Consider the following 22,467-nt stretch of genomic DNA (forward strand, 5'->3'; position numbering starts at 1 on the left):
CCTTCAATGGAATACAAGAGCGTCCACCGGCAACTCAGCCTGGAACTAGAACCAGTGGCTGTCCATAATGGTTTGAGTCCGCAGCCGGTCCAGACCGGTAGAAATCTGCTGGGCCCGGGCCGGGCCAATCCCTTCAACTTCATCCAAGTCGTCGATGCTGGCCTTGGTGATCCGGTTCAGGTTCAGGAAGGTTTCCACCACATTATCAATAATCGATGACGGGAGCCGGGGAATCTTGTGCAGCATCCGGTAGCCCCGGGAGTAGAGCTGGTTCCGCCGTTCCTTGTCGCTATAACCGGTATAACCTAAAATACCCGCCAGCCGGTCCCCATCTAGCAGGTCTTCACTGGACAGGCGGCCAAGTTTATCCAAGGCTGTACTGACCTGGTCCGCCTCCGGGCTTTCGTCATCGAAGACCAGGTAATCTCTCAGGGCCATCCGCTCATCAAGGTCTACGTTACTCATGAGTTCTTCCGCCTGCATACTGACCAGGCGACCCTCTGTGCCCAGTTCGGCAATATAGAGGGTCAGTTCATTATCAACCCGTTTCAGCATTTCGGCCCGCTGGACCACCTGGACCACATCGGCCAGGCTGACCATATCGTCAAATTCTTCCAGAGACAGGCGGACAAAGGCCTCGTCCAGGGCATTCTTGTACTTTTCCAGGGCCTCAATGGCCTGGGTAGCCGTATTCAAGAGGCTGGCACTCTCCCGAAGGACATAGCGCTGGCTCCCTCGGTAGAGGGTGATCAGCTGCCGCCGCTGGGAAATAGAGATGACCAGCTCCCCGGTCTGCCGGGCGGTCTGCTCAGCCGTCCGGTGGCGAATCCCCGTTTCTGACGATGGCGTGCCGGGATCCGGGTTTAAGTGGCAGTTGGCACTGAAAATTTTAGTGCAATCCTTGGACAGCAGGATGGCCCCGTCCATCTTGGCCAGCTCATAGAGGTGGGCCGGCGTATAGGGAGCATTGATGTGAAAGCCACCTTCTGCCAGGGCCGATACCTTATCATAGTCTCCGACAATAATGAGCCCCCCGGTATTGGCCCGCAAAACATTATCCAGCCCCTCCCGGAGCCGGGTGCCCGGGGCCGTCATGCGAACCATTTCCAGGATTTCGCTAATATTACTCTGTTTGGTCATACAAGCGCCCCCCATACTTTTTCTACCGCCTGAGATAGTTTATTGCAGCTGATGAGTTCAATATCCACATCGTCAACCCGGCTCCCGGCTGCGACCACAGCCCGCCGGAAGCCCATTTGGGCTGCCTCCTGGAGGCGGCGGGAAAGCTGGCTGACCCGCCGCAATTCGCCTGTGAGGCCGACCTCAGCCAGGAAGAGCACATCTTCCGGTAGGGGACGGTTGTCAAAGGCAGAGACGACGGCCAAGGCAATGCCCAGGTCTGCGGCCGGTTCCCCAATCCGCAGGCCGCCAACGACATTCAGGTAGACATCTTCCTTGCTTAAGGCCAAGCCCAACCGCTTTTCCAGGACAGCCATGAGCATCAGGGCCCGGGCATTATCCACCCCGGTGGTCTTGCGCTGGGGATAGCCGAAAACCGTCGAGGCCACCAGGGCCTGGACTTCCAGCAAAATAGGCCGGTTGCCCTCCATGGTGGCCGTCACCGCCGAGCCGGCCGCGTTTTTCGGCCGCTCAGCCAAAAAGGCCGCCGACGGGTTGGGCACCTCAGCCAGGCCGGCCCGGGTCATATCAAAAAGGCCAATTTCATGGCTGGCCCCGAACCGGTTCTTAAAGGCCCGGAGGATCCGGTACTGAGAATGGCGGTCCCCTTCAAAATAAAGGACCGCGTCCACCATATGCTCCATGACCCGGGGCCCGGCAACACTGCCGTCCTTGGTTACATGGCCGATTAAAATCGTTGGAATCCCCCGGCCCTTGGCCCAACCCATGCTCCGGCTAGCCACCTGGCGGAGCTGGCTGACGGTCCCAGGAGCCGACGTCAGGTCCGGGTCATAGACCGTCTGGACCGAGTCCAAAACAATCAGCTTCGGCTGGATCCTGTCGATATGCCCCTCAATGAGGTCCATCTGGTTGGCGGTCAGGAGATAGATCTTATCCCCGTCAGCCCCCAGCCGGTTGGCCCGGGACTTGATTTGTCCCCGGGATTCTTCCCCGGAGATGTAGAGCACCGGCCCGTCCAAGTGGACGCCGGCCATGAGCTGCATGGTAAGCGTTGATTTCCCGATCCCCGGGTCACCAGCCAGGAGGATAAGGGCCCCGGGCACTAAGCCACCACCTAAAACCCGGTCCAGCTCCTGGGACCCAGTCCCAATCCGGGCCAACTGGCTATTGTCAATGGCCGATAGGGGCTCTGCCTGCACTGCCCGGTCGATCCCCAGGCCCGGTGGCGTCAACCGGGCCGCCTGGTGCTTAGTCGACACAGCCACCGGCACTTCTTCCACCAGGCTGTCCCAGGCCCCGCAGCCCGGACACTTCCCCAGCCATTGAGGAGATTGATGACCACATTCCCGGCATACATATATCGATTTGCGTTTTGCCATCTGCCCCCTCCTTAAGCTTAAATAGTCCTTTAACTATTGTAATAGATGTGGGTCGTAAAGACAACGGCGAGGGGCTTTTCGTCAATGAATGCCCACAAGATTTCAGCTATAAAAAAATCGCAGACACCACTGTCCGCGATTGTAATAATAATATAAAAATATAAATTAGTCCTCGTCAACATCCAGGGGAACAATGGCCAGGGTTTTACCTAGTGGGGCCAGTACTTTTAAAATGGTCGTCAACTGGGGGTCGGTCAGGCCACGTTCCATGCGTGCAATGACGGGCTGCTTGACACCACAGGCTGCTTCAATATTTTTTTGGGTCATATTGCGCTCACGTCTGGTCTTTAAGATTTCGTGTACCAGCGCTTGCTTGGTTTCATAGATGGATTCATTGGTCATGGTCTATTCCCCCTAGATTATTCTTATCGTCTACAGCACCATCTCAATGCTTTGCTGTATATTTTGAAGGTCGGTCTTTATGTCCTCATTTGAGTATTATGCCCTATCAATTAGATATCGTCAAGTGTTATATATAATACCAAAATAATACCAAACTCTCAAAATTTTCATTTATTAGTCAGAAAGACCCAGGTTTCAGGTCTAATCTTTTAAGTATTTGCATAAATCCCTGCCATGTCTTTTTCCACATAGAAAATAGGCCTCACGACCGAGGCCTAAGCTGATGGCCGGACTTGAACCGGCGACCTGCTGATTACGAATCAGCTGCTCTACCAACTGAGCCACATCAGCACTAAGCCGACAATGGGACTCGAACCCGCAACCTGCTGATTACAAATCAGCTGCTCTACCAATTGAGCTATATCGGCGTACGACTCAGTATAGCAAAAGGCCCTAGTTTTTGCAAGCGCAAATAACGCAAATTTTATTTAGTCTTTTCAATTAAGAATCCCTCTCAAATCATCTGGAAAGGCCTGAAAAAGAGCCCTCAGTCACTCTCCTAAGCAAGGGCAGGAGAAGACAGCCCCGGCCGGGCCTGGAAAAGCTTAGCCTGCCCCTGCCTACGTTATTAGACTATTGCAATAACTTCCTAAATCCGCTATAATATTGCCAGTTTTATATGAAAGCTATGTACAATAAAAAAGAGGGGGATTATACATGGATTATATTGATAAGTATGTGCGTCCGTCGGACCCTGCCCTGGCAGATGCCATTGACGCCGAAGAAAGGCGTCAACAGGACAAAATTGAACTGATTGCCTCTGAAAACTTCACCAGCCGGGCGGTTATGGCTGCCCAAGGCTCTGTCCTGACCAACAAGTACGCTGAAGGCTACCCCGGCAAGCGCTACTATGGCGGTTGCGAACACGTGGATGTCGTTGAAGACCTGGCCCGCGACCGGTTGAAAGAGCTATTCGGCGCTGAACATGCCAATGTCCAACCCCACAGCGGGGCCAATGCCAACCTGGGTGTTTACTTCGCCCTCTTAAAACCGGGCGACCAGGTACTGGGTATGAACCTGGCCCATGGTGGTCACTTAACCCACGGGAGCCCGGTCAATATCAGCGGGACCTACTTTAACTTTGCCGAATACGGCGTCGATAAGGAAAGCGAATGTATTGACTATGATGCCCTGGAAAAGGTGGCTAAGGAAGTGAAGCCGAAACTCATCGTTGCCGGTGCTTCCGCCTACCCTCGGGAAATTGACTTCGAACGGATCAGCAAGGTGGCTAAAGAAGTCGGCGCCCTATTCATGGTCGACATGGCCCACATTGCCGGCCTGGTAGCCTGCGGCCTCCACCAAAGCCCGGTTCCTTATGCAGATGTCGTCACTTCTACCACCCACAAAACCTTACGAGGGCCTCGTGGCGGCCTGATCCTCTGCAAGGAAGACCTGGCCAAGGCCATTGACAAGGCTATTTTCCCTGGCTTACAGGGCGGCCCCTTAATGCATGTCATCGCAGCCAAGGCCGCTGCTTTCGGCGAGGCCCTGAAACCGGAATTCAAAGCCTATATGCAACAGGTCGTTGATAATGCCCAAACCTTGGCCAAGTCTTTAACCGAAAAAGGCTTCCGCCTGGTTTCCGGCGGCACCGATACCCACCTGATCTTAATTGACACCAAGGCTGTTGGCATGACCGGTAAAGAAGCTGAGGCTATTTTAGATGACTTAGGTGTCACTACCAATAAAAACGGCATCCCCTTCGATACCGAAAAGCCCATGGTTACTAGCGGTTTACGCATTGGGACCCCGGCTGTTACCACCCGCGGCATGGGTGAAAAAGAAATGGAACAGATTGCCGAAATTATGAAACTAGCACTGATTGACAAAGATGATGCGGCAGCAGAACGCCTGGTAAAAGACCTAACGGACCGCTTCCCCTTATATAACTAAGGAGGATTTGATGGGCTTCACACATATTTTTGACCACCCCCTGATTCACCACAAAATCTCTTTCTTGCGGGATAAGACCACCTCTACCCCCCAATTTCGTCAAATCGTTAACGAAATTGCCATGCTCATGGCCTATGAAATCAGCCGGGACTTCCCCCTGGTCACGACCACCGTTGAGACCCCTCTGGCCAGCACCGAGTGTAAACGCCTGGCTGAACGGTCAGTGGTCCTGGTGCCTATTTTACGGGCCGGTCTGGGCATGCTGGAGGGTTTCCAGTTTGTGGTACCGAGTGCCTCTGTCGGCCATATCGGTATGGCCCGTAATGAAGAGACCCTAGAGCCAGAACCCTATTACCACAAGCTACCGGGTCATGTTACAGAGGCTCATGTTATTGTTTTGGACCCCATGCTGGCCACCGGCGGCTCGGCCTGCAATGCTATTGACTTCTTAAAAAGCCAGGGCGCTACAGATATTACCTTTGCCGCTATCCTAGGCACCGACCAGGGCCTGCAAAAAGTTCATGAGGCCCATCCGGATGTCCGGGTTTACCTGGCCGAAAAAGATCCGGTGCTCAATGAGCATGGCTACATCGTCCCCGGTTTGGGCGATGCAGGCGACCGCATCTTCGGTACAGTAGACGCCGACTAAGCCGTAAAAGACAAGCATACCTACCCCTTTTGTTGGATCAACCAGCAAGAGGGGCTTGTTTGTAACCGCTAAGGCGCCCGACCCGGCAAGCTCCCTCTTGCAGGACCGGCAGCCTTTAGCTATGATACAAATAAAAGAGGCCTCGGCCCGGCCTCAAGGAGGAAGGCCAAGGCCCGGATAGTGATCCAGGAAAGGATGATGGTATGGAACGCACATTTTGTATGGTGAAACCGGACGGGGTCCGGCGGGGCTGTATCGGGGACATTATCAGCCGCTTTGAGCGCAAGGGCCTCCGCCTGGTGGGCTTAAAGCTGGTGACCCTGACCGCCGACCAGGCCGCCAGACACTATGCAGAGCACCAGGGCAAGGACTTCTATGATGACCTGGTCCAGTTCATCACGTCAGCTCCGGTCGTCCCCATGATTCTAGAAGGACCCAATGCGGTCGCCGCCAGCCGGGCCTTAATCGGGGCCACCGACCCCCTCAAGGCTGCCCCGGGCACCATCCGAGGCGACTACGGCCTGACAGTTTCTGAAAATATCATCCACGGGGCCGATAGCCCTGAAAGTGCCGACCGGGAGATTGCGAATATATTCGCCGACTAAAGCTCAGAAAGAGGCTGTTGCAAAATAGCCCCCAAAAAGGCCAAGGCCCGTCTCAAAAATGAGACGGGCCTTGGCCTTTGTTGGTATATACATGTCCTACAACAATTATTTTAATCTTAGCCTAGAGTGAGAAAAATGACAAGTAAAAATGAGCTTTTATGAGGTTGTGTCGAATGATTTTACGCATTCTGACCCAGCCCCTTTTATGATTAAGCTCAACCTTGGCCTAGACTTGGCTCTTATGGTAGGCTTCCAGATCATCAATGGCCTGGCTTAAGAGGTCCCGGGTCACTTCAAAGGGGACCACCTTGAGGTCATTTTGCTCCAAGGCGTGGTCAATCATCTGGTCTTTCAAGGCCGGTGTATCCACCCAGATATCCGCCAGGCAAACTGGCAAGTCAATGGACTGGTTTAAGGCATAGACCTTTTCAAAGTTTTCCCGGTCTTGGTCCACCAGGAGCTGGATCAGGGTCCCATAGGCCACCAATTGGCCATGGAGGCGGACCTGACCATTGGCCGGGGCCGGCAAGAAGGTGGCCCCATAGTAGATGGCATGGGCCACCGCTGAGTTAAAGTCATTCTTGACAAAGACGGAGACCAGACCGGTGGTGACGATGATATTCAGGACCACTTCTGCCAGGGCCTCACTGGTCCGGCCGGCCTTGACATCATCCATGGCCTCCTTCCCATACCTGAGCAGGGGGCGGGCACAGTTGTGGCCAATATCTACCCCCACCTGGTCTGAATGGGCCAGGGTCAGGCCCCGGGAGGCAAAAGAAGACTCGTATTGCTTGGACAGGGCATCGCCAATGCCGGCCCAAATATATTCATTCGGGGCTTCAGCGATGATCTGGGTATTGATAAAGGTATGCTTGGGTGGAGTCTGGGCAAAAATCAGGCCCTGCATGGTGTGGTCATCGTGATAAAAGACGCAGACCTTGGTCACCGGGGCACAGTTGGAAGCAATGGTTGGGAAGGTAAAGACCGGCTTCCCTAAACGGTCACCGACGACCTTGACGGTATCCATGGCCCGACCGCCGCCAACGGCAAAGAGCATGTCTGCCTCCTTGACCAGGGGCTCTGCCATGAGCCTTTCCACATGGGCCTCTGTGGCCTCACCCCCATACCAAAGGGAACCGAGGACCTCTATAGGGCTGCCTGCCAGGGCCTCGCCAATGGCCTTTTCCGCCTTTTCCAAAGCGGTTTTCCCGCCAATGAGCGTTGCCTTTTTCCCGTAAGGACCGGCAATTTCCGGTACCTTTTTATAGACATCAGCACCACCGATTGTGAAGTTTGGTAAAAATACACTCGTTGTTTCCATACTTAGGCCTCCTATACGCCTTCATCTTCTGTATCCATCAACCTATTTTTACTATACATCAGATGGAATTATCTGACAAGTTTTGTTACAAAATCTGTGATTTATAATTTGAAGGCTAGCTTGTATAATATGAAAAAAGGAGGAAATGTTTTGCCTAGACAAATATGGATAAAAAATTTGAAAGACTTCTTAAATAAATACAGAACACCCCTACAAATCGCCCTAGCTTTATTTTTTATGGTCGTGATTTTTTTTACCTTAAAGGATGAAATAAAGCAAATCAATATGCGGGATATTGAGCACATGGTCAGCCGGCTGGCCTTTAGGGATTGGCTGGTCCTCATTGCCGGCGGCCTGGCAGCCTTTAGCTGCTGCGCCCTCTACGACCTGCTCTTTGCCCGCTACTTTAAGCTGGACCTGGCCAAGTGGCGGATCTTTTCCATTGGCTGGATTGCCCAGAGCTTTAATAACTTTGTCGGCTTTGCCGGCCTGACCGGCGGGGCCTTGCGGCTCAAGCTCTATACCGCTGCTGGCGCCGACGAAGACCAGGCCTACCAGTTATCGGCCGGCATCCTGGCCTCTACCCTCCTGGGCCTTTTTATGATGGCTCTGCCGGCCTCCTTTGCCCTGGTCAGTCTGGGTAAAATCACCTACCTGCCCTTTTGCCTGATTTTATTCGCCCTCTGCCCCCTCTACTTATTTGGGGACCAGCTGCCGGTTTTACGCCATAACCGGTCCCCCCTGGCCTTTCTCTCCCGGAAGATGCGGCTGGAGACTCTCCTCCTCTCTGCCGGGGAATGGCTGGTTGCCAGCCTCTACTTTTCCTTTGTCCTCCACTATTTTGCCCGGTCTATTCCGGTCAGCCAGGGCATCCTGGTCTATACGGTGGCAACCATTATCGGGATCCTCTCTATGGTCCCCGGGGGCCTGGGCACTTTTGACGCCACAGTCCTGGCCCTTTTTGCCGGCCTGGGCCACAGCCCTTCCGAAGTGGTCATGGCCCTCTTGGCAGAAAGACTCATTTACACCCTCCTGCCCTGGCTCATCGGTCTCTTCACCCTCATTATCCAGGTCCTGACCGACCGGCTGAATCCGGCCCTCTTCTTACGGGTCCTGGATATCCTCCCCCGGATGCTCAGTGTGGGGATTGCCTTTTGTGGCCTTCTCCTCCTCTTTTCGGCGGTCTTGCCGACGCTTTTTTGGCGTATCCATGTCCTGGCCCAATTGATGCCCCTCAGCCTGGCCCTCTTCTCCCGGGGGGCAACCATCCTCCTGGGCATCCTGCTCATTATTGTGGCCCGGGGTATTGACCTCCGCCTGCGACACGCCAATACCGTCGCCATCTGGGTCCTGCTCTTCGGGATGGTCACCAGCCTCCTGGTGGGCTTGGACATTATTCTAGCCGCCATCCTCCTCTTCTTTATTGTGGTCCTGATCCTGGCCCGGCCCCTCTTTACCCAACCCTCTATTCCGGTCAGCAGGCCTCTGATCATCAAGCTGAGCGTGGGGCTCATCCTGGTCATGGCCAGCTACACCCTCTTTATGGTCATCTGGGAGCAGGTCCTCCACCGGCCCTTTATCAATAGCCTCCTCTATGAAGGCGCCTTCGTGCCCGGGGCAGTGATCTTCTTCCTCCTGCTATTGGCCATTACCCTGGCCACCCTGGCCACCCGCCGGCGGTATTTGACCTTTACGCCTCCCGGCCCAGACGACCAGGCCCGCTTTGAGGCCCTGGTGGACCAATATGGGGCCGGCCCCTTCGGCCACCTCTTCTATATGAGGGACACCATGGTCTTTTTTGCCTCAAGCGGCACCGTCTGTATGCTCTACCGGCCCTACAAGAACCATATCTTTGTCCTGGGCGACCCCATCGGCGAACCGGCGGATGTGGACGATGCCATTTCCGAGCTCATCCTCCAGGCCGATGACCTGGGTATGATGGTTTCCTTCTATAGTACCGGAGCCCGCTACCTGACCGAATACATTAATGAAGGCTTCCGCTTCTTAAAGCTGGGTGAAAATGCGACCGTCGACCTGACCAGCTTTACCCTATCCGGGAAAAAGAACCGGGGCCTCCGCCATACCCGGTCGGTCATGGAAAAGGAAGGCTTCTACCTCCGCCGGACCACCCCACCCCACAGCCTGGAGCAACTGGCCCTCTGGCAGAAAATTTCCGATGAATGGCTGGGCAGCCGCCATGAATTACGCTTTTCCCTGGGCAGCTTCGACCCGGCCTACCTCCAAAAGAGCGCCATCTTCGAACTCTGTGACGCCAGCGGCCGGGTCCAGGCCTTTGCCAGCGAGGTCCCGGACTATGGCGATGGCACCCTCTCCATCGATCTCATGCGCTATAGCAAGACAGCCGCTGACGGGGTCATGGACATGCTCTTCATCAGCCTCTTCGAATGGGCCAAGGAGGCTGGCTACCGGTCCTTCGACCTGGGCAGCTCCCCCCTGGCCAATGTCGGCACCGGCCGCTATTCCGGCCGCCGGGACAAGCTCATCCGGACCGCCTACCAGTTCAGCACCAGCATTTACTCCTTTAGCGGCCTCCACCGGTACAAGCGTAAATTCCGGCCCAACTGGACCCCGGTCTTCCTGGTCTATCCCGATAGCGCCCAGCTGGCCACCATTTTGCTCTACCTGGTCCTGCTCATTAATTACAGTTCAACAACCGACCAAACCGAAGGCTTCCAGTCCCGTGCCCTCGGCGGCACCCCGACCGACCCCTTCGCCTCATAAAAACACATAAAAAAGCGTGCCCTCACTCTACTCTAAGACGGAGTGACGGGCACGCTTTTGCCTTGGGCCAACCGGCTGTGCCGGTATAAGGCCAGGAAGACCAGGAAGGTCAGGCTTTCTGCCAGAGGAATGGTTAACCAGACCCCGGTAAGGTGGAAGACACTGCCTAAAATAATGACTAGGGGAATGGGGAAAACCAGGGCCCGGCAAAGGGAAAGAAGCACCGAAGCCCTGGCATCGGTCACTGCCGCCAGGGCATTGACCGCCAGGATATTCAGAGCCATCGGGATAAAGGCCAGGTAATAGTAGCGCATCCCCGGCGTTGCCAGGGCCTGGAGGGCTGCATCCCCCTGGGTATTAAAGAGGGCTACAAGGGTCGGGGCAAAAACCTCGCCCAGGGCGACGATGCCAACAGAGGCCACCAGCATGGTCCGGATGGCCCACCGCCAGAGCCGCCGGACCGCATCCGGCTCACCGCGGCCAAAGTAAAGGGACAAGAGCGGCTGGACCCCCTGGGCAATCCCGGTCAAGATATAGATAATGACCAGGGCTGTATTCAAAATAATGCTGTAGGCCGACACCGCCAGGGCATTAGCAATAAAGAGGATTATCCGGTTGAAGGCATAGGTCGAAACCCCATTCGAGGCATCTGTTATAAAGGCCGGCAGGCCCGTCCGGGCAATGGCCGGCAAGAGGCTGAAATCCGGCTTAAAGGGCCGCAAGGACAGGTAGCGGTCATCCTTGAAAAAGTGGATGGCCACCACCAAAAGAGAACTTAGGGGCGAGGCCCCGGTGGCCAAGGCCGCCCCGTCCAGGCCCATATCCAGGGGCCCCATTAAAAACCAGTCAAAAACCGTATTCACCAGGTTCCCGACCAGCATGGCCGCCATAGCCACCCGGGGGCTCCCATCATTGCGGAGGGTGGCTAAAAAGACCTGGAAGAGGACAAAGGCCAGGGTAAAGGTCACCAGGTAGGAGAGATAGTCCCGCACATAGTAAAAAATCTGCCCCTCGGCCCCCATGAGCCGGCAAACCTCATCCCGGAAGAGCCAGAACAGGGCCGTCAGGGCCAGGGCATAAACCACCCCGGTGGCCAGGGCCGTCTGGCTATACTGGCTGGCCTGTTTAAACTGCCGCTTGCCAATAGAAATCGAAAAAAGCGCCGCTGACCCGATTCCCAGTAAGATCCCCGGCCCATTGATAGCAATGTAAAAGACCGGCAGGGCCAGGGACAGGGCCGCCAGGCCATCCGCCCCAATGTAATAGGCGATGAAGAAGGTGTCTGCCAATACATAAAAAGAAAAGCCCAGCATGGCAATGGCGTTCAAACTGACATAATGGGTAAAATCTCGTCTCAGTCCCTTGACCTCCACCTAATCCCTCCTTATTAAGCAAAAAAGAAAACCGCCCTATCGCAAAAGGGCAGCCACTGGTATGTTTTCATCTTAAAGGGGATTTTTTCCCTTGTCAAGTAAAGGACCCGTAAAAAATGAGCCGCCAAAAGCGACTCATTTTTTATAGTTTTCCTGTTACCGAGCGTGCTTATTAAGAAATTCGTTGATTTTTGGCGCCACTTCTTTTTGACTGCGGCGGCTCACAAAAATACCGATATGTCCGGTATCAAACTCGGCCAACTCCTTATCCTTAGACCCAATCAGGTCCATCATCGGACGGGTAGCCGCCGGAGGTACCTGGTTATCCTTTTTACCCAAAATAGCCAGGGTTGGACAAGTGATCTTTTTTAAGTTGACCGGCTCACCCTCCAAGCTATAGCTGCCCTTGGCCAGCTGGTTCTCATGATAAAAGGCATTGACAAATTCCCGAATCGTTTCTCCTGTTTGGTCAGGAGAGTCAAAAATCCACTTTTCCATCCGGAGGAAATTCGCAATCTTAGAAGGATCGTCCAAGTCATCAATGAGGTTAACGTACTTGTCGACCATCAGGTCATAGGGCTTCAACAGGAGAAAGCCACTGTTCATAAATTCACCGGCAACATTACCATATGCCGCAACAATTTTGTCCATATCTAAGTGTTTGCCCCACTTAAAGAGCAAACCATCATCCGTTGAAAAATCAACCGGCGTAACCAAGGTCACCAGGTTCTTTATTTTTTCTTGATGAAGAGCGGTATAAATCAGGCAGAAAGTGCCGCCTTGACAAACCCCCAGCAGGTTAATCTTTGCCAGCTGGTGGCGGTCGGCGATGATGTCCACACATTGGTCAATGTAACCGTTAATGTAGTCTGCCATGGTCATGTAACGGTCATCGGCAGTTGGGTAGCCCCAATCAATGATATATACATCCTGGCCGCCTTCCAGCATATTCCGGATGAGGCTCTTGTCTTCCTGGAGGTCCATCATGTACTGCTTATTAACCAAGGCATAAACGATAAGGACCGGGTACTTATTGGTCTTTTCTACCCTGGGCCGGTAGTGGTAAAGCTTCATTTTATTATCTGAAAAAATCAATTCTTTTTCCGTCGCATTGCTGCCTGAAATATCTACATTCATTAAAACTTCTAAGCCGCTTAATACTTTACTTTGTACATACATACTGCGCTGCCAGAAATCCTCTAAGGTTTTTGTTTCTAAATTGTCCATGCAAAGCCCTCCCTATTGTCCTTTAATATTTTGGGATCCAGTATCTTTCAAATCGGCCAGTTCTTTTTTCAGGGCTTGTAGGTCTTTTTGTAGCTCATGTACTTTTTTATATAGGCTGTCCATGTCACTCTGAAGGGGGATGGGCCATTGTTTTAAATAGCTTTCCATATTTTTATTACTGAGCACCTTCATGTCCATACCAGCATTGACAGTAGCTGTCAGTAGTTTGGTGAATTCATCAGAATAAAATAGGTCATCGAAAGCAGCTGACAAGGTCTTTTTCCAGAAATCATAAAAGGCCTCAAAGTTTTGGGGGACTTGGCCCTTTTTCAAGTTTTCCGACTGGGCCTCAAAGATGCCTTGGATGGTTGTCTGAGACACCCGGCTGACCCGCACCATTAAGGCCATATAGTAGGTCATGAAGGTAATGACCCGGTCTAGCAATTGTAGCTGCATTTCCTGCGCTTCACGGGAGATCCCCATCATCGGCATATTCAGGTACTTGCCCATCGTTTCATGATAGGTTTTTTTCCACAAATCAAAGGCCTCTAAAAGGGCTTCCGGATCCTGCATGATACCCCGCATCATACTTTCCTGAAGGGGCACAAAGGCCTTGGACCAGGGCCCCCATAAGTTGGTCACCGTTTCAGAAGCAGCTGTAAATAGGGCCTGGGCGTGAGTAAGAGTTTCCTGCATTTCCTTCGGAAAAAACTCAGCGAATTGAGCCTGCCAAAAAGCCGCACCCTGCTTTTGAGAGCGGTCCAAGAGGTCTTGCCAGGCCTCTCCTCCTGGTTCAACCTGGTTCTCATAGAGTTGCTGCCATAATTTGTAGAGGGCTTCCTTCCAGGACAGCGCATTTTTTATTGATCCCAAGGGGTCCATGGGATTGGCAGCAAAAGACCCGAATACACCAGGCGTAAAAGCCTTGGTCATCTGTTTCCACCAGTCTCCTAGCCAAGCACCACTTGTCCAAGGGTTCGCCTGGTAGTCAGGGGCCATATTCTTTTGCCAGCTGTCCATCATATCCTTCTGCACCTGCATCCACTGGCTGAAAAAATCATTATTTTGACTCGTCATATAAATCCTTCCTTATTTTTTGACTACTGTGGCGGTCCCATCAATGACCATCTTACCGTCTTGATTGGTAACTTGGGTCTTCAGCTGAATGATATGTTTAGCGTCATTTTTATTCGTTACAGTGACTTTAGCGGTAATCTGGTCGCCTATAAATACCGGTGCCGTAAACTTCAAGGTCTGCTCTAGATAAATGGTATCCTTCCCCGGCAACTGGGTACCGATAACAGCAGATATCAACCCAGCACTTAAAATCCCATGGGCTACCCGCTGCCCAAAAATAGACCTCCGAGCTGCATCATCATCTAAATGAAGGGGGTTCCGATCCAAGGATATCTCTGCAAAGGACTGTACATCATCATCTGTCATCGTCTTAGATAGTTCAGCCGTATCACCGATGGTCAACTGGTCATAAGGAATATCCTGCAAACTGGCCATAACGATTCTCCTTTCATTTCCCTGAATAAAAATACATATCCGGTGTCTTTTAGCCTCCCCCTATTATTAGCATACCATTTTAATCCACCTTTATAACACCCTTATTTGAGTTATTTTTAGAATTTTTTAGTATGACTTCAGTAATCATACTATTCTTTTTAAACATTCAAGTATCTTTTACTTCTTTCTTCCTTATTTTCACCTGAACGCCACCAATGAATAAATAAACATCCACTCCATTATTATTTCTAATCCTTTCTATCAAAAAACCTGCCTCAAGGGTTTTTCCCTCGAGGCAGGTTTTGTTAATGGCTATGGCGGATAAGGATATCCCTATAGGTCCGGGCAATCAGCTGGTAGGCGGCAATATAGGCCAGCACGACTGCTAAGACCACCGGGATAATGACTGAAAAGTAACTATTGGCACTGTTAAAGCCAATGGTCCTTAGCATAAGGCTGATCATGGGGTAGGCGGCCAGGGCATGGATGCAGGCCACCAGGATGGGCAGGGCAAAGAGGATTAGGGTTTGCCAACCCAGGACTCGCCGAACCATCCCCTCATCCATGCCGACTTCCTGCATGGTATGGTAGCGCCGCCGGTCGGCCAAGGCTTCCGATATTTGCTTAAAATAGGTGACCAAGACCACCCCGGTCATAAAGACCAAGCCCAGGAGGATACCAATAAAGAGGATGGCCCCATTCAGGTATAAAAATTCCGACAAAAGGTTGGTCTGGGAATTGACCTGAGGCGGGTCCATGCCTGCCGGGGACTGGGCCTGTAGGGTCTCCTTTAAGGGGGCCAGGTAGGTCTCATCCGATACCTTCCCCTCAAGGGACCAGTGGAGGTCGGCATTCATGATGACCCGGCCATCAGCCCTTTCTGCTTGCAAGCCCTGCAAGACAGTGAAAACGGTCTCTTCGTTGGAAAAGAGCAGGGAGCCAATCATATCAAAGGTCGCGTCATCTGTGCCATAGACGGCCTTGACCAGCCTTTTGCGGTCTTCCTGGCCTAGGGTCTTGCAGCGGTAGGTCTGGCCGCCAAGAGTTAGGCTCTTAGCCGGGGCCGCCTTCATCAGGCAGATGACCTCACCGGGGGCCGGTCGGGGACCGGGATAGTTTTCAGCCGAGGCCAGCTGGATAAAGGACCCCTCTTTACCGCCATCGGTATCTGCCAAGCGGTAGGCATGACCGGTTTTTTTTGCAAAGAAGGTGTAGCTGTACCGGGTATCGCTTTTAGCCAAAGGATGGCCCACCTGGTCTGAAAACCGACGGATTTGATCGTCAGCCTGCCGGCTGACCTGGTGCAACTGCTTGTAGCCATCAAGGATAGATAGACCTTGACCCGTATTGCTGCTATAGCCGGCCCAGTAGTCCAAGGGGATCCGCTCTTGAACGGTATTGTCCGACTCCTTATACATGGTGGCCGTAAAGCTGATGCTGACAATGGCCATGGTCAGTAAGATGGCTACCCCGGCCAGGCCAATCCCGTGCTGGCGGATCCGCGGCAGGATACCCCCAATGGTCATAAAGGGCCCCTGGCGGTAATAAAAGCCCGGCCTTTTCTGTAGGCCTTCCAGTAACAGGACCAGGGCGCCGCTAAAGAGCAGCCAGGTCCCGGCCATGACCAGGAGGACCGCCCAAAAAAATAGACGTAAGGCCTCAAGGCCGCTGGTCACCGTCATGGATAGCCAGTAGCCCCCGCCAAGACAGGCCAGGGCCAGGAGGCTCTGCCCGATGGCTAGGGTTTTTGCCAGCCGACTGTGCCGTTTGAGAAAGGTCCGGGTCTTGACCGGTCGGCCCACCCTAAGGATGGCCAGTAAGCTGTTAGCCAGCAAAATGCCGGCAATGATGGCCAGGGTTTCTAAAAAGCCGGCCAAGGATAGATCCAGGCTCAACTGGTCCTGGCCGGTTAACCGGGTAAGCAAGAGGAGAAAGAAAAAGCTGAGGGCGTAGCCCAGGGCCAGGCCCACCGTAGCCGCCAAAAAAGAAAAGGTTCCTTGGATGACAGCCATCAGGCGGCGGATATGCCCCTTTTCCAGACCCAGAATATTATAGAGCTGCATTTCCCGGCGGAGCATCCCCTGGATAAAGCTGCCCCCATATAAGACAAAGACCAGGGTGAAAATAGCTGTCACCCACCGGCCATACTGCAAGACAAGGGCAACACCCGACAAGGCTCTGGCATAGGGGGTTTGGGCGATATTACAGACCACGGTAAAAAGGGCCAGCATAACCGCTACAGCAAGGCCATAGGGCCACCAAAAGCGGCGGTTGGCTGAAAAGCTGGCCCGGGCCATCGGCCAATAGATCCGATTAAAAATGGCCCTCACCACCCTTTAAGACCAGCTGGAGACTCTCCATAATCCGGTCGCCAAAGGCCTGCCGGGAGAGGTCCCCCCGGTAGAGCTCATGGTAGATCATCCCGTCCCGCAAAAAGAGGACCCGGCCGGCATAGGCCGCTGCAAGGGCCGAATGGGTCACCATGAGGATGGTTTCGCCAGCCGCATTCAATTGACCAAAGGTCTCCAGGAGGGCCGTGGCAGCCTTGGAATCAAGGGCCCCGGTCGGTTCATCGGCCAGGATGAGCTTAGGCTGGATGATAAGGGCCCGGGCGATAGCGGCCCGTTGGCCCTGGCCACCGGAGACCTCATCCGGGTACCGGTCCAGCAAGTCCTCCAGGCCCAGGGGACCGGCCACTGCCGTCAAGCGACCGGGCATATCCCCCGGCCTGACCCCGGATAAAACGAGGGGCAGGAGGATATTATCCCTAAGGGTAAAAGTATCCAGGAGGTTAAACTGCTGAAAGACAAAACCCATCTGCTCCCGGCGGAACCGGGCCTTTTTTGTCGCCGGAATATCCCGGTAGGACTGGCCCTGGAGGAGGATATCCCCCTCTTCCAGGTCTAGGAGGCTGGCGATTAAATTCAGCAGGGTTGTCTTTCCGGACCCGCTCTCCCCCATGACAGCGACAAATTCACCGGCGTCCACGGAAAAATGAACATCCCTTAAAACCCGATGGGGAGGGGCCCCTGCCCCGGTCCGGTAGCTTTTACTTAAGTGGTTAACGCTCAATAAAGTCATGCGTCACCCTCCTTTCATGACTAGGATAGCAAAAGAAGCCCTTCCCTGCCTTTATTTAAGCTTACAATCCTCCGCCCTTTCTTACACTTTTGTAAGCATCAAAAAAGCACAGCCCTACCTTGGCTGTGCTTGCTTTATTCTTGCCGGAGACTATACACCGGGAAGGTCAGGATCACTGTGGTTCCCTGCTGAGGCCTTGAGGTCAGATCCAGGCCTATATCCAGGTAATCGGCAATTTGCCGGGCCACATACAGGCCCATGCCTGAGGCCCGGTCATCCAACCGCCCCCGGCTGCCGGCATAGCCCCGCTGAAAAACCCGGGGCAATTCATCGGCAGCAATGCCGCAGCCGGTATCCCGGATGATGACCCGGCTACCTTCAGCAAAAATAGTCACCTGGCCGGCCGGGCTGTACTTGGCCGCATTGGTGAGCACTTGCTCAAAAAGGACAGCCAATAGCCGGCTGTCCGATGTCACCTGGAGCCGGGTCGGTGTATAAGCTAATTGAACCTGCCCGGCTAAAAATAGGCCAGCCGTCCTTTGCAGGACCTCCTCCAGGACGGCATCAATCCTGCAGGGGGCCAGGTCCAGGTAGGGGTCCTTTTCACTGAGGGCCACTTGGGTCAGGGCCATATCAACATAGGCCCGGATGGTTTCCAGGGCATTTCGCAGGGGCAGGGAAGGCGGATCCTGGTCAGCGGCCAGGAGCTTGGCTGCCGCCAGAGGGGTTTTAATTTGGTGGGCCCACATGGAAAAAGTATCGGTTAAGGTCCGCTGAGCCAGCTGTTGCCGGCGACGCAGGTCGGCTTGCTGGGCAAAAATAGACCTCAGGGCTTCTAGCTCTCCTGGCGAGTAAAGGCCATCAAGGACGGCTTCTTCACCGGCTGTCAGGGCCGCCTGCCGGCGCCGTCCCTTAAGGTAGAGGCTAACTAGGCCCGCCCCTAAAGGCAGGGCGGCCAGGCCAAGCCCATAAAGGACCACCACCGCCGGCACCCGGACCAATAGACCCAGGCTGGCCAAAAGGCCTACCGTCACCAGCCAGACAGCGATGACCGTCCGGGCCTCCGGGCCCAGGCTGCCCTTAATTCTTTTCCATAATCCCATACCCATATCCCTTTTTCGTTTGAATCATTACCGAGGCCCCGGTCCCCTCTAACTTTTTACGCAGACGGCTGACATTGACCGACAGGGTATTGTCATCAATAAAGTGGGCCCCCTCCCAAAGGTTCAAGGCCAGCCCCTCCCGGCTTACAAAACCGCCGGCAGCCCGCAACAGTTGGGCCAGGATGGCCCCTTCCGTCGCTGAAAGGTCCACCTGGCCCAAAGGGCCCAAAGCCCGCATTTCTTCCGGGTAAAAAAACAGGTTGCCCAGGGTCAATTGGGCCGGTTCCGTATTATAGTCATAGGTCCGCCGCAGAAGGGCTTGCACCTTGGCCACAAAAACCGACAGAGCGAAGGGCTTGGCCAGGTAATCATCTGCCCCTACAGCCATGCCGGTAATGAGGTCTACATCTTCCCGCCGGGCCGAAACGATTAAAATCGGCAGCTTGGACCGCCGCCGAATCAGTTCACACCAGTAGAGACCGTTTTTGCGGGACAAGCCAATATCCATCACCAGGAGGTCCGGCACTTCCGCCTGGCAAAGGGCTGCCGGGTCCTGGCTGCCATCATGCTCAATCACAACATGGCCATGGGCCTGTAAGGCCGCTGCCATCTGGGTCCGGATGATACCATCATCTTCTACTACAAGTATCTTGGCCACCTGGTCCGGCCTCCTTATTCTGCCTGTAAGTCACCATCATCAAAGGAGATGGTCTTATGCCGGGCATCGCAGAAGGGGGTATTGTGGGACCCGCCGCAGCGACATAGGGTGACCCGGTTCCGGACTTCCCAGGCCTGGCCCTCGGCATTTTCAATGGGAATCCCGCCACGGACCACGAGGGGGCCGGAAATGCCTTCTTCCGGGTCCTGGGTCACGACGATTTCCATGGGCAGGTCCGGTTCAATGGGCTCTCCGCTTTCCTTATCAATGGCCGTCAGCCGGCCACTGGGGCAGTCGACACAGCCCTGGATGAGCCAGTCTTTGACTTCCGGGTCGTCACTTTTGTCCAGGAGGTCCCAGACCTTGCCATGGGGCGTATGGCAAAAGCGGCTCCAACTGCAGAGGTCAATGTCATCCTGGAGGTTGACCCCAGCCCCTTCCAGGACCACCGCCCGGTCGTCTACTGTATCAAAAGGGGCCCGGATGGTCCCCTTAAAGGGCCGGTCGCCCTTGGCATGACTGCCGTCGCAAAAGGGCTGCTTGTCGGTCCGGCCACACCGGCAGAGCCGGTAGTTGTCAGCGGCACCCTCAAGGGCCTCTCGCTCATCCCAGCGGTAGCTGCCATCTTCATTTTTCCGGAGGACTTCCTTGTACAGGGGGATATTTCCCTGGACTTTATAGGGTCCTGCCTCTGTAACAATAATCTTTTTCTCCTCTTTAGCCATCATGTCCCCTTTCCTGACCTTGCCAGAAGAGAAGGGAAAAGCGGTCAGCCCTTTCCTTCTCAAATCTGGCCGTTAAACGCAGCCAGTTCTCTTCCTCTTTTTCGGCCGTTAACCGGCCTAAGGTCTCCTGTGTCATCTCTCTCACTTGCTTGGGCAGGGCGGGATCGGCCAATTGGGCCTGGTTGTGCCGCCACTGCCGGCGGGCCCGGCGAGGCTCATCGGCCAGCCACCGGCCCATATGGTCCAGCATGGCCTGGACTAAAAAGGTTTCGTCTATGCCGGCGGCCACCAGGTCGGTCAACCGGCCGGTCAGCCGGGCCGGCTCCATAAAGTCAAAGTAGCTCTCGGCATCATCAAAGTTGGTGCCGACATCTACTGCTGTGGCATAGAAAAAGTCTGCAAAATCATCCGGCGATTCATTCCGGACGGCCAAAAGCAAGTCCTCCAGTTCTTTAATGGCTGTCACGATTATCCTCCAAGTCGTCGGCATCGGGCCAAAGTTTAATGGCAATATTTAAAGCCCGGAGCTTGGCGGCCTTCTTGCTGACATTGTACATCATCCGCTCGTGGACGGCCGCCAGGGTTTCCACCGCTTCAAAGATATGGGGCCCCTTGTTCATCATGACACATTCGGCCCGGCGGCTGGACGCGGCATCGGTCATTTCAGCCCGGGTCGGGATCCCGCTCTTGACCATGGTTTCCAGGACCTGGGTGGCCCAAATGACCGGAATAGACCCACTCTCACAAATCCACAGGATTTCTTCCTGGAGTTCACTCAAGCGGATATAGCCCACTTCCACCGCCAGGTCCCCCCGGGCAATCATGACCCCAAAGGGGTTTTTCCCAGCCCCTTGGACGATAATTTCCGGCAGGTTATTGACCCCGGAGAGCGTTTCAATTTTAGCAATAACCCCCATTTGCCCGGCCCGGTCCCCCAGCCGGTCTTCCAGTTCCTTTTGCAGGAGGATCATATCGCGGGCGTCTTTCACAAAGGAGACGGCCACCATGTCGGCATGTTGGCAGATGAAGTCCAGGGCCTGCCGGTCCTGGTCGGTGATGATATCAATGGGGATATCTGCATCCGGGAAGTTGAGGCCCTTTTCGGCCTTCAGCCGGACCCCCTTTTCCTTGAGGACCTTTTCAATTTCCACCAGGACCCCGGCCCGCTGCCGTTCGACCACCCGGCCAATGACCCGGCCGTCATCGATATAGACATGGTCCCCCTCCATCAGGTAGGGGATCATTTCCGGCAGGGTACAGGAGATGACCAGGTCACAGCCGGCAAAGTTTTCCAGGATGGTCCGGCCGGTTAAAAAGAGCCGGTCGCCGGGGACGACCACCGGGTTTTGACGGGCACTGAGCAGCTGGCGGATCCGGGTTTTCGGGCCGGCAATGTCCATGCAAATTTTCAAAGACCGGCCGGTATCCTTCTCGGCCTTCCGGGCATGGCGGATCATGGCCATCCAGACCTCCGGGTTATCATGGGCACAGTTGATCCGCAGGCAGGTGGTCCCGGCCTCAATTAAGCGGCGGATAAACTTCCCGTCTGTAGCGGCCTCCGGCGGCAGGGTCACCATGATATGGGTATCCCGCTCCGCCGGTTTTTGGCCAAAGAGTTCCAGGCTCTGGGCCTCCAGGTACTCCCGGCCCCGGTACTGGTCGGTAAACTCGGCATAGTCCAACTCGCGGCCACAGCCATCCGCCACCATGGATAGGGTCTGAGTGACGGCGTCCAGGTTTTGCATAACCCGGGACTCAGCCCGGCCCAGGGATGACAGGCCATAGGCCGACAGGGCCTCCTGGATGTCCACGATATTCCGGCGGCGGAGGGCCATGTAGTAGGCCATATTTAAAGCACTGGGCCTAAATTCATCCCGGTCGATGGTATTGTCCCAAACATTGTAGATTTCCTGGCCTTCTTCATATACATCCTTGCGGAGGGCCAGGAGGTCGTCCAGCAGTACTTGCGGTTCTTGTAGGTCATAGCTATTGGCCATTATTTCCCCTCTCCTCCCTATGACTAACGAATAACTAAAACGGGTATTTTGACGTGTTCTAAAACGTGCCGGGTCACACTCCCTAAAAGGAGCCTTTTCAGGGCAGACCCCATCCCTTCGGTCCCCATGACGATGAAGTCATAGTCATTAGAGGCCGCTTCTTTTTCAATGGTCCGGCTGACCACCCCTTTTTGCAGGGAAATGGCCGTCTGAACACTTGCATCCAGGGCCTTTTGGGCCTTTTCCAAATGTTGCCGGGCCAGGGGGGCTGCCTTGCTTTCACTTAAAATCATAGCCTCCTGCCCCTGGATGACCCCTTCCTTGCGCGGGTCGGGGATGACATAGAGGAGGGTCACCTTGGCCCCGAAGGCCAGGGCCATTTCATTGGCCGCTGCCACTGCCCGCAGGGCACATTCAGACCCGTCTATCGGTAAGAGAATATGCTTCATCATAGTTACCACCTTTCATTGCCGGCAACCGCTGCCGGTATGGATTGAATCAGGGCATCCGGTCAGTCATGGCCAACCCTTAGCCCACTCAAGCCTTTTTGCCTCATCTTCAAGCACTATAGCTCCTATTATAATAAAGGGCTTGCCGGCT

Annotated in this window: 20 protein-coding genes and 2 tRNA genes; 4 read left to right on the forward strand and 18 right to left on the reverse strand. The window is 54.4% G+C overall.

Going from position 1 to position 22,467, the window contains the following annotated elements; translation table 11 throughout:
* Positions 1–45: 45 nt before the first annotated feature.
* The 5 genes from disA to ACLGL1_RS02225 all read right to left on the reverse strand — a co-directional run bounded on the left by disA (position 46) and on the right by ACLGL1_RS02225 (position 3,349).
* A complete protein-coding gene (gene disA / locus ACLGL1_RS02205; RefSeq protein WP_411007161.1) occupies positions 46–1,140 on the reverse strand; it encodes a DNA integrity scanning diadenylate cyclase DisA in 1,095 nt (364 codons plus the stop codon).
* On the reverse strand, positions 1,137–2,519 hold the full coding sequence (gene radA, locus ACLGL1_RS02210; RefSeq protein WP_411007162.1) for a DNA repair protein RadA: 1,383 nt from the start codon (positions 2,517–2,519) through the stop codon (positions 1,137–1,139). Before radA ends, disA begins: the two co-directional genes overlap by 4 nt.
* Positions 2,520–2,684: 165 nt before the next feature.
* Positions 2,685–2,921 carry a helix-turn-helix domain-containing protein gene (locus tag ACLGL1_RS02215; protein WP_091791516.1) on the reverse strand — a complete coding sequence of 79 codons (237 nt, stop codon included), beginning with the start codon at positions 2,919–2,921 and terminating at the stop codon, positions 2,685–2,687.
* A 278-nt stretch (positions 2,922–3,199) separates the two neighbouring features.
* Positions 3,200–3,272: transfer RNA gene (locus ACLGL1_RS02220), tRNA-Thr, on the reverse strand.
* Positions 3,273–3,276: 4 nt separating this feature from the next.
* Positions 3,277–3,349, reverse strand: a tRNA-Thr gene (locus ACLGL1_RS02225).
* A gap of 289 nt (positions 3,350–3,638) precedes the next feature.
* Between ACLGL1_RS02225 and glyA the strand changes: the two genes are divergently transcribed.
* From glyA to ndk, 3 genes are all read left to right on the forward strand, one after another.
* On the forward strand, positions 3,639–4,874 hold the full coding sequence (gene glyA / locus ACLGL1_RS02230; RefSeq protein ID WP_411007163.1) for a serine hydroxymethyltransferase: 1,236 nt from the start codon (positions 3,639–3,641) through the stop codon (positions 4,872–4,874).
* 10 nt (positions 4,875–4,884) lie between these two features.
* Entirely contained in the window at positions 4,885–5,523 is a 639-nt protein-coding gene (upp, locus tag ACLGL1_RS02235) for a uracil phosphoribosyltransferase (protein ID WP_411007164.1), read from the forward strand.
* A gap of 203 nt (positions 5,524–5,726) precedes the next feature.
* A complete protein-coding gene (ndk, locus tag ACLGL1_RS02240; RefSeq protein ID WP_411007165.1) occupies positions 5,727–6,128 on the forward strand; it encodes a nucleoside-diphosphate kinase in 402 nt (133 codons plus the stop codon).
* Positions 6,129–6,354: 226 nt separating this feature from the next.
* Here ndk and ACLGL1_RS02245 read toward each other — a convergent pair whose 3' ends face one another.
* Positions 6,355–7,449 carry an iron-containing alcohol dehydrogenase family protein gene (locus ACLGL1_RS02245; protein ID WP_411007166.1) on the reverse strand — a complete coding sequence of 365 codons (1,095 nt, stop codon included), beginning with the start codon at positions 7,447–7,449 and terminating at the stop codon, positions 6,355–6,357.
* Positions 7,450–7,599: 150 nt separating this feature from the next.
* Here ACLGL1_RS02245 and mprF point away from each other — a divergent pair, with 150 nt between their 5' ends.
* The gene (mprF, locus tag ACLGL1_RS02250; RefSeq protein ID WP_411007167.1) at positions 7,600–10,191 is read left to right on the forward strand and encodes a bifunctional lysylphosphatidylglycerol flippase/synthetase MprF; all 2,592 of its coding nucleotides are present in this window, start codon (positions 7,600–7,602) and stop codon (positions 10,189–10,191) included.
* A 32-nt stretch (positions 10,192–10,223) separates the two neighbouring features.
* Here mprF and ACLGL1_RS02255 read toward each other — a convergent pair whose 3' ends face one another.
* The 12 genes from ACLGL1_RS02255 to ACLGL1_RS02310 all read right to left on the reverse strand — a co-directional run bounded on the left by ACLGL1_RS02255 (position 10,224) and on the right by ACLGL1_RS02310 (position 22,319).
* Positions 10,224–11,564: an MATE family efflux transporter gene (locus ACLGL1_RS02255; protein WP_411007168.1), complete on the reverse strand. Its 1,341-nt coding sequence runs from the start codon at positions 11,562–11,564 to the stop codon at positions 10,224–10,226.
* Positions 11,565–11,720: 156 nt separating this feature from the next.
* Positions 11,721–12,791: a class III poly(R)-hydroxyalkanoic acid synthase subunit PhaC gene (phaC, locus tag ACLGL1_RS02260; RefSeq protein WP_411007169.1), complete on the reverse strand. Its 1,071-nt coding sequence runs from the start codon at positions 12,789–12,791 to the stop codon at positions 11,721–11,723.
* Between the two features lie 12 nt (positions 12,792–12,803).
* A complete protein-coding gene (locus ACLGL1_RS02265; protein ID WP_411007170.1) occupies positions 12,804–13,868 on the reverse strand; it encodes a poly(R)-hydroxyalkanoic acid synthase subunit PhaE in 1,065 nt (354 codons plus the stop codon).
* 12 nt (positions 13,869–13,880) lie between these two features.
* A complete protein-coding gene (locus ACLGL1_RS02270) occupies positions 13,881–14,303 on the reverse strand; it encodes a MaoC family dehydratase (RefSeq protein ID WP_411007171.1) in 423 nt (140 codons plus the stop codon).
* Positions 14,304–14,608: 305 nt separating this feature from the next.
* Positions 14,609–16,633 carry an FtsX-like permease family protein gene (locus ACLGL1_RS02275; protein WP_411007172.1) on the reverse strand — a complete coding sequence of 675 codons (2,025 nt, stop codon included), beginning with the start codon at positions 16,631–16,633 and terminating at the stop codon, positions 14,609–14,611.
* A complete protein-coding gene (locus ACLGL1_RS02280) occupies positions 16,617–17,384 on the reverse strand; it encodes an ABC transporter ATP-binding protein (RefSeq protein WP_411007173.1) in 768 nt (255 codons plus the stop codon). The genes ACLGL1_RS02275 and ACLGL1_RS02280 overlap by 17 nt, the downstream gene beginning before the upstream one ends.
* Before the next feature lie 134 nt (positions 17,385–17,518).
* Positions 17,519–18,487, reverse strand: coding sequence for a sensor histidine kinase (locus tag ACLGL1_RS02285; protein WP_411007174.1), 969 nt, complete (start codon positions 18,485–18,487; stop codon positions 17,519–17,521).
* On the reverse strand, positions 18,465–19,145 hold the full coding sequence (locus ACLGL1_RS02290; protein WP_411007175.1) for a response regulator transcription factor: 681 nt from the start codon (positions 19,143–19,145) through the stop codon (positions 18,465–18,467). Before ACLGL1_RS02290 ends, ACLGL1_RS02285 begins: the two co-directional genes overlap by 23 nt.
* A 14-nt stretch (positions 19,146–19,159) precedes the next feature.
* Entirely contained in the window at positions 19,160–19,873 is a 714-nt protein-coding gene (locus ACLGL1_RS02295; protein WP_411007176.1) for a CDGSH iron-sulfur domain-containing protein, read from the reverse strand.
* Positions 19,863–20,336, reverse strand: coding sequence for a hypothetical protein (locus ACLGL1_RS02300; protein WP_411007177.1), 474 nt, complete (start codon positions 20,334–20,336; stop codon positions 19,863–19,865). The genes ACLGL1_RS02295 and ACLGL1_RS02300 overlap by 11 nt, the downstream gene beginning before the upstream one ends.
* Positions 20,323–21,867: a pyruvate kinase gene (locus ACLGL1_RS02305; protein ID WP_411007178.1), complete on the reverse strand. Its 1,545-nt coding sequence runs from the start codon at positions 21,865–21,867 to the stop codon at positions 20,323–20,325. The genes ACLGL1_RS02300 and ACLGL1_RS02305 overlap by 14 nt, the downstream gene beginning before the upstream one ends.
* Positions 21,868–21,890: 23 nt before the next feature.
* On the reverse strand, positions 21,891–22,319 hold the full coding sequence (locus ACLGL1_RS02310) for a universal stress protein (RefSeq protein ID WP_411007179.1): 429 nt from the start codon (positions 22,317–22,319) through the stop codon (positions 21,891–21,893).
* Positions 22,320–22,467: the final 148 nt, after the last annotated feature.

It is taken from the genome of Peptococcus simiae (genome assembly GCF_046569735.1).
Taxonomy (GTDB): domain Bacteria; phylum Bacillota; class Peptococcia; order Peptococcales; family Peptococcaceae; genus Peptococcus; species Peptococcus simiae_A.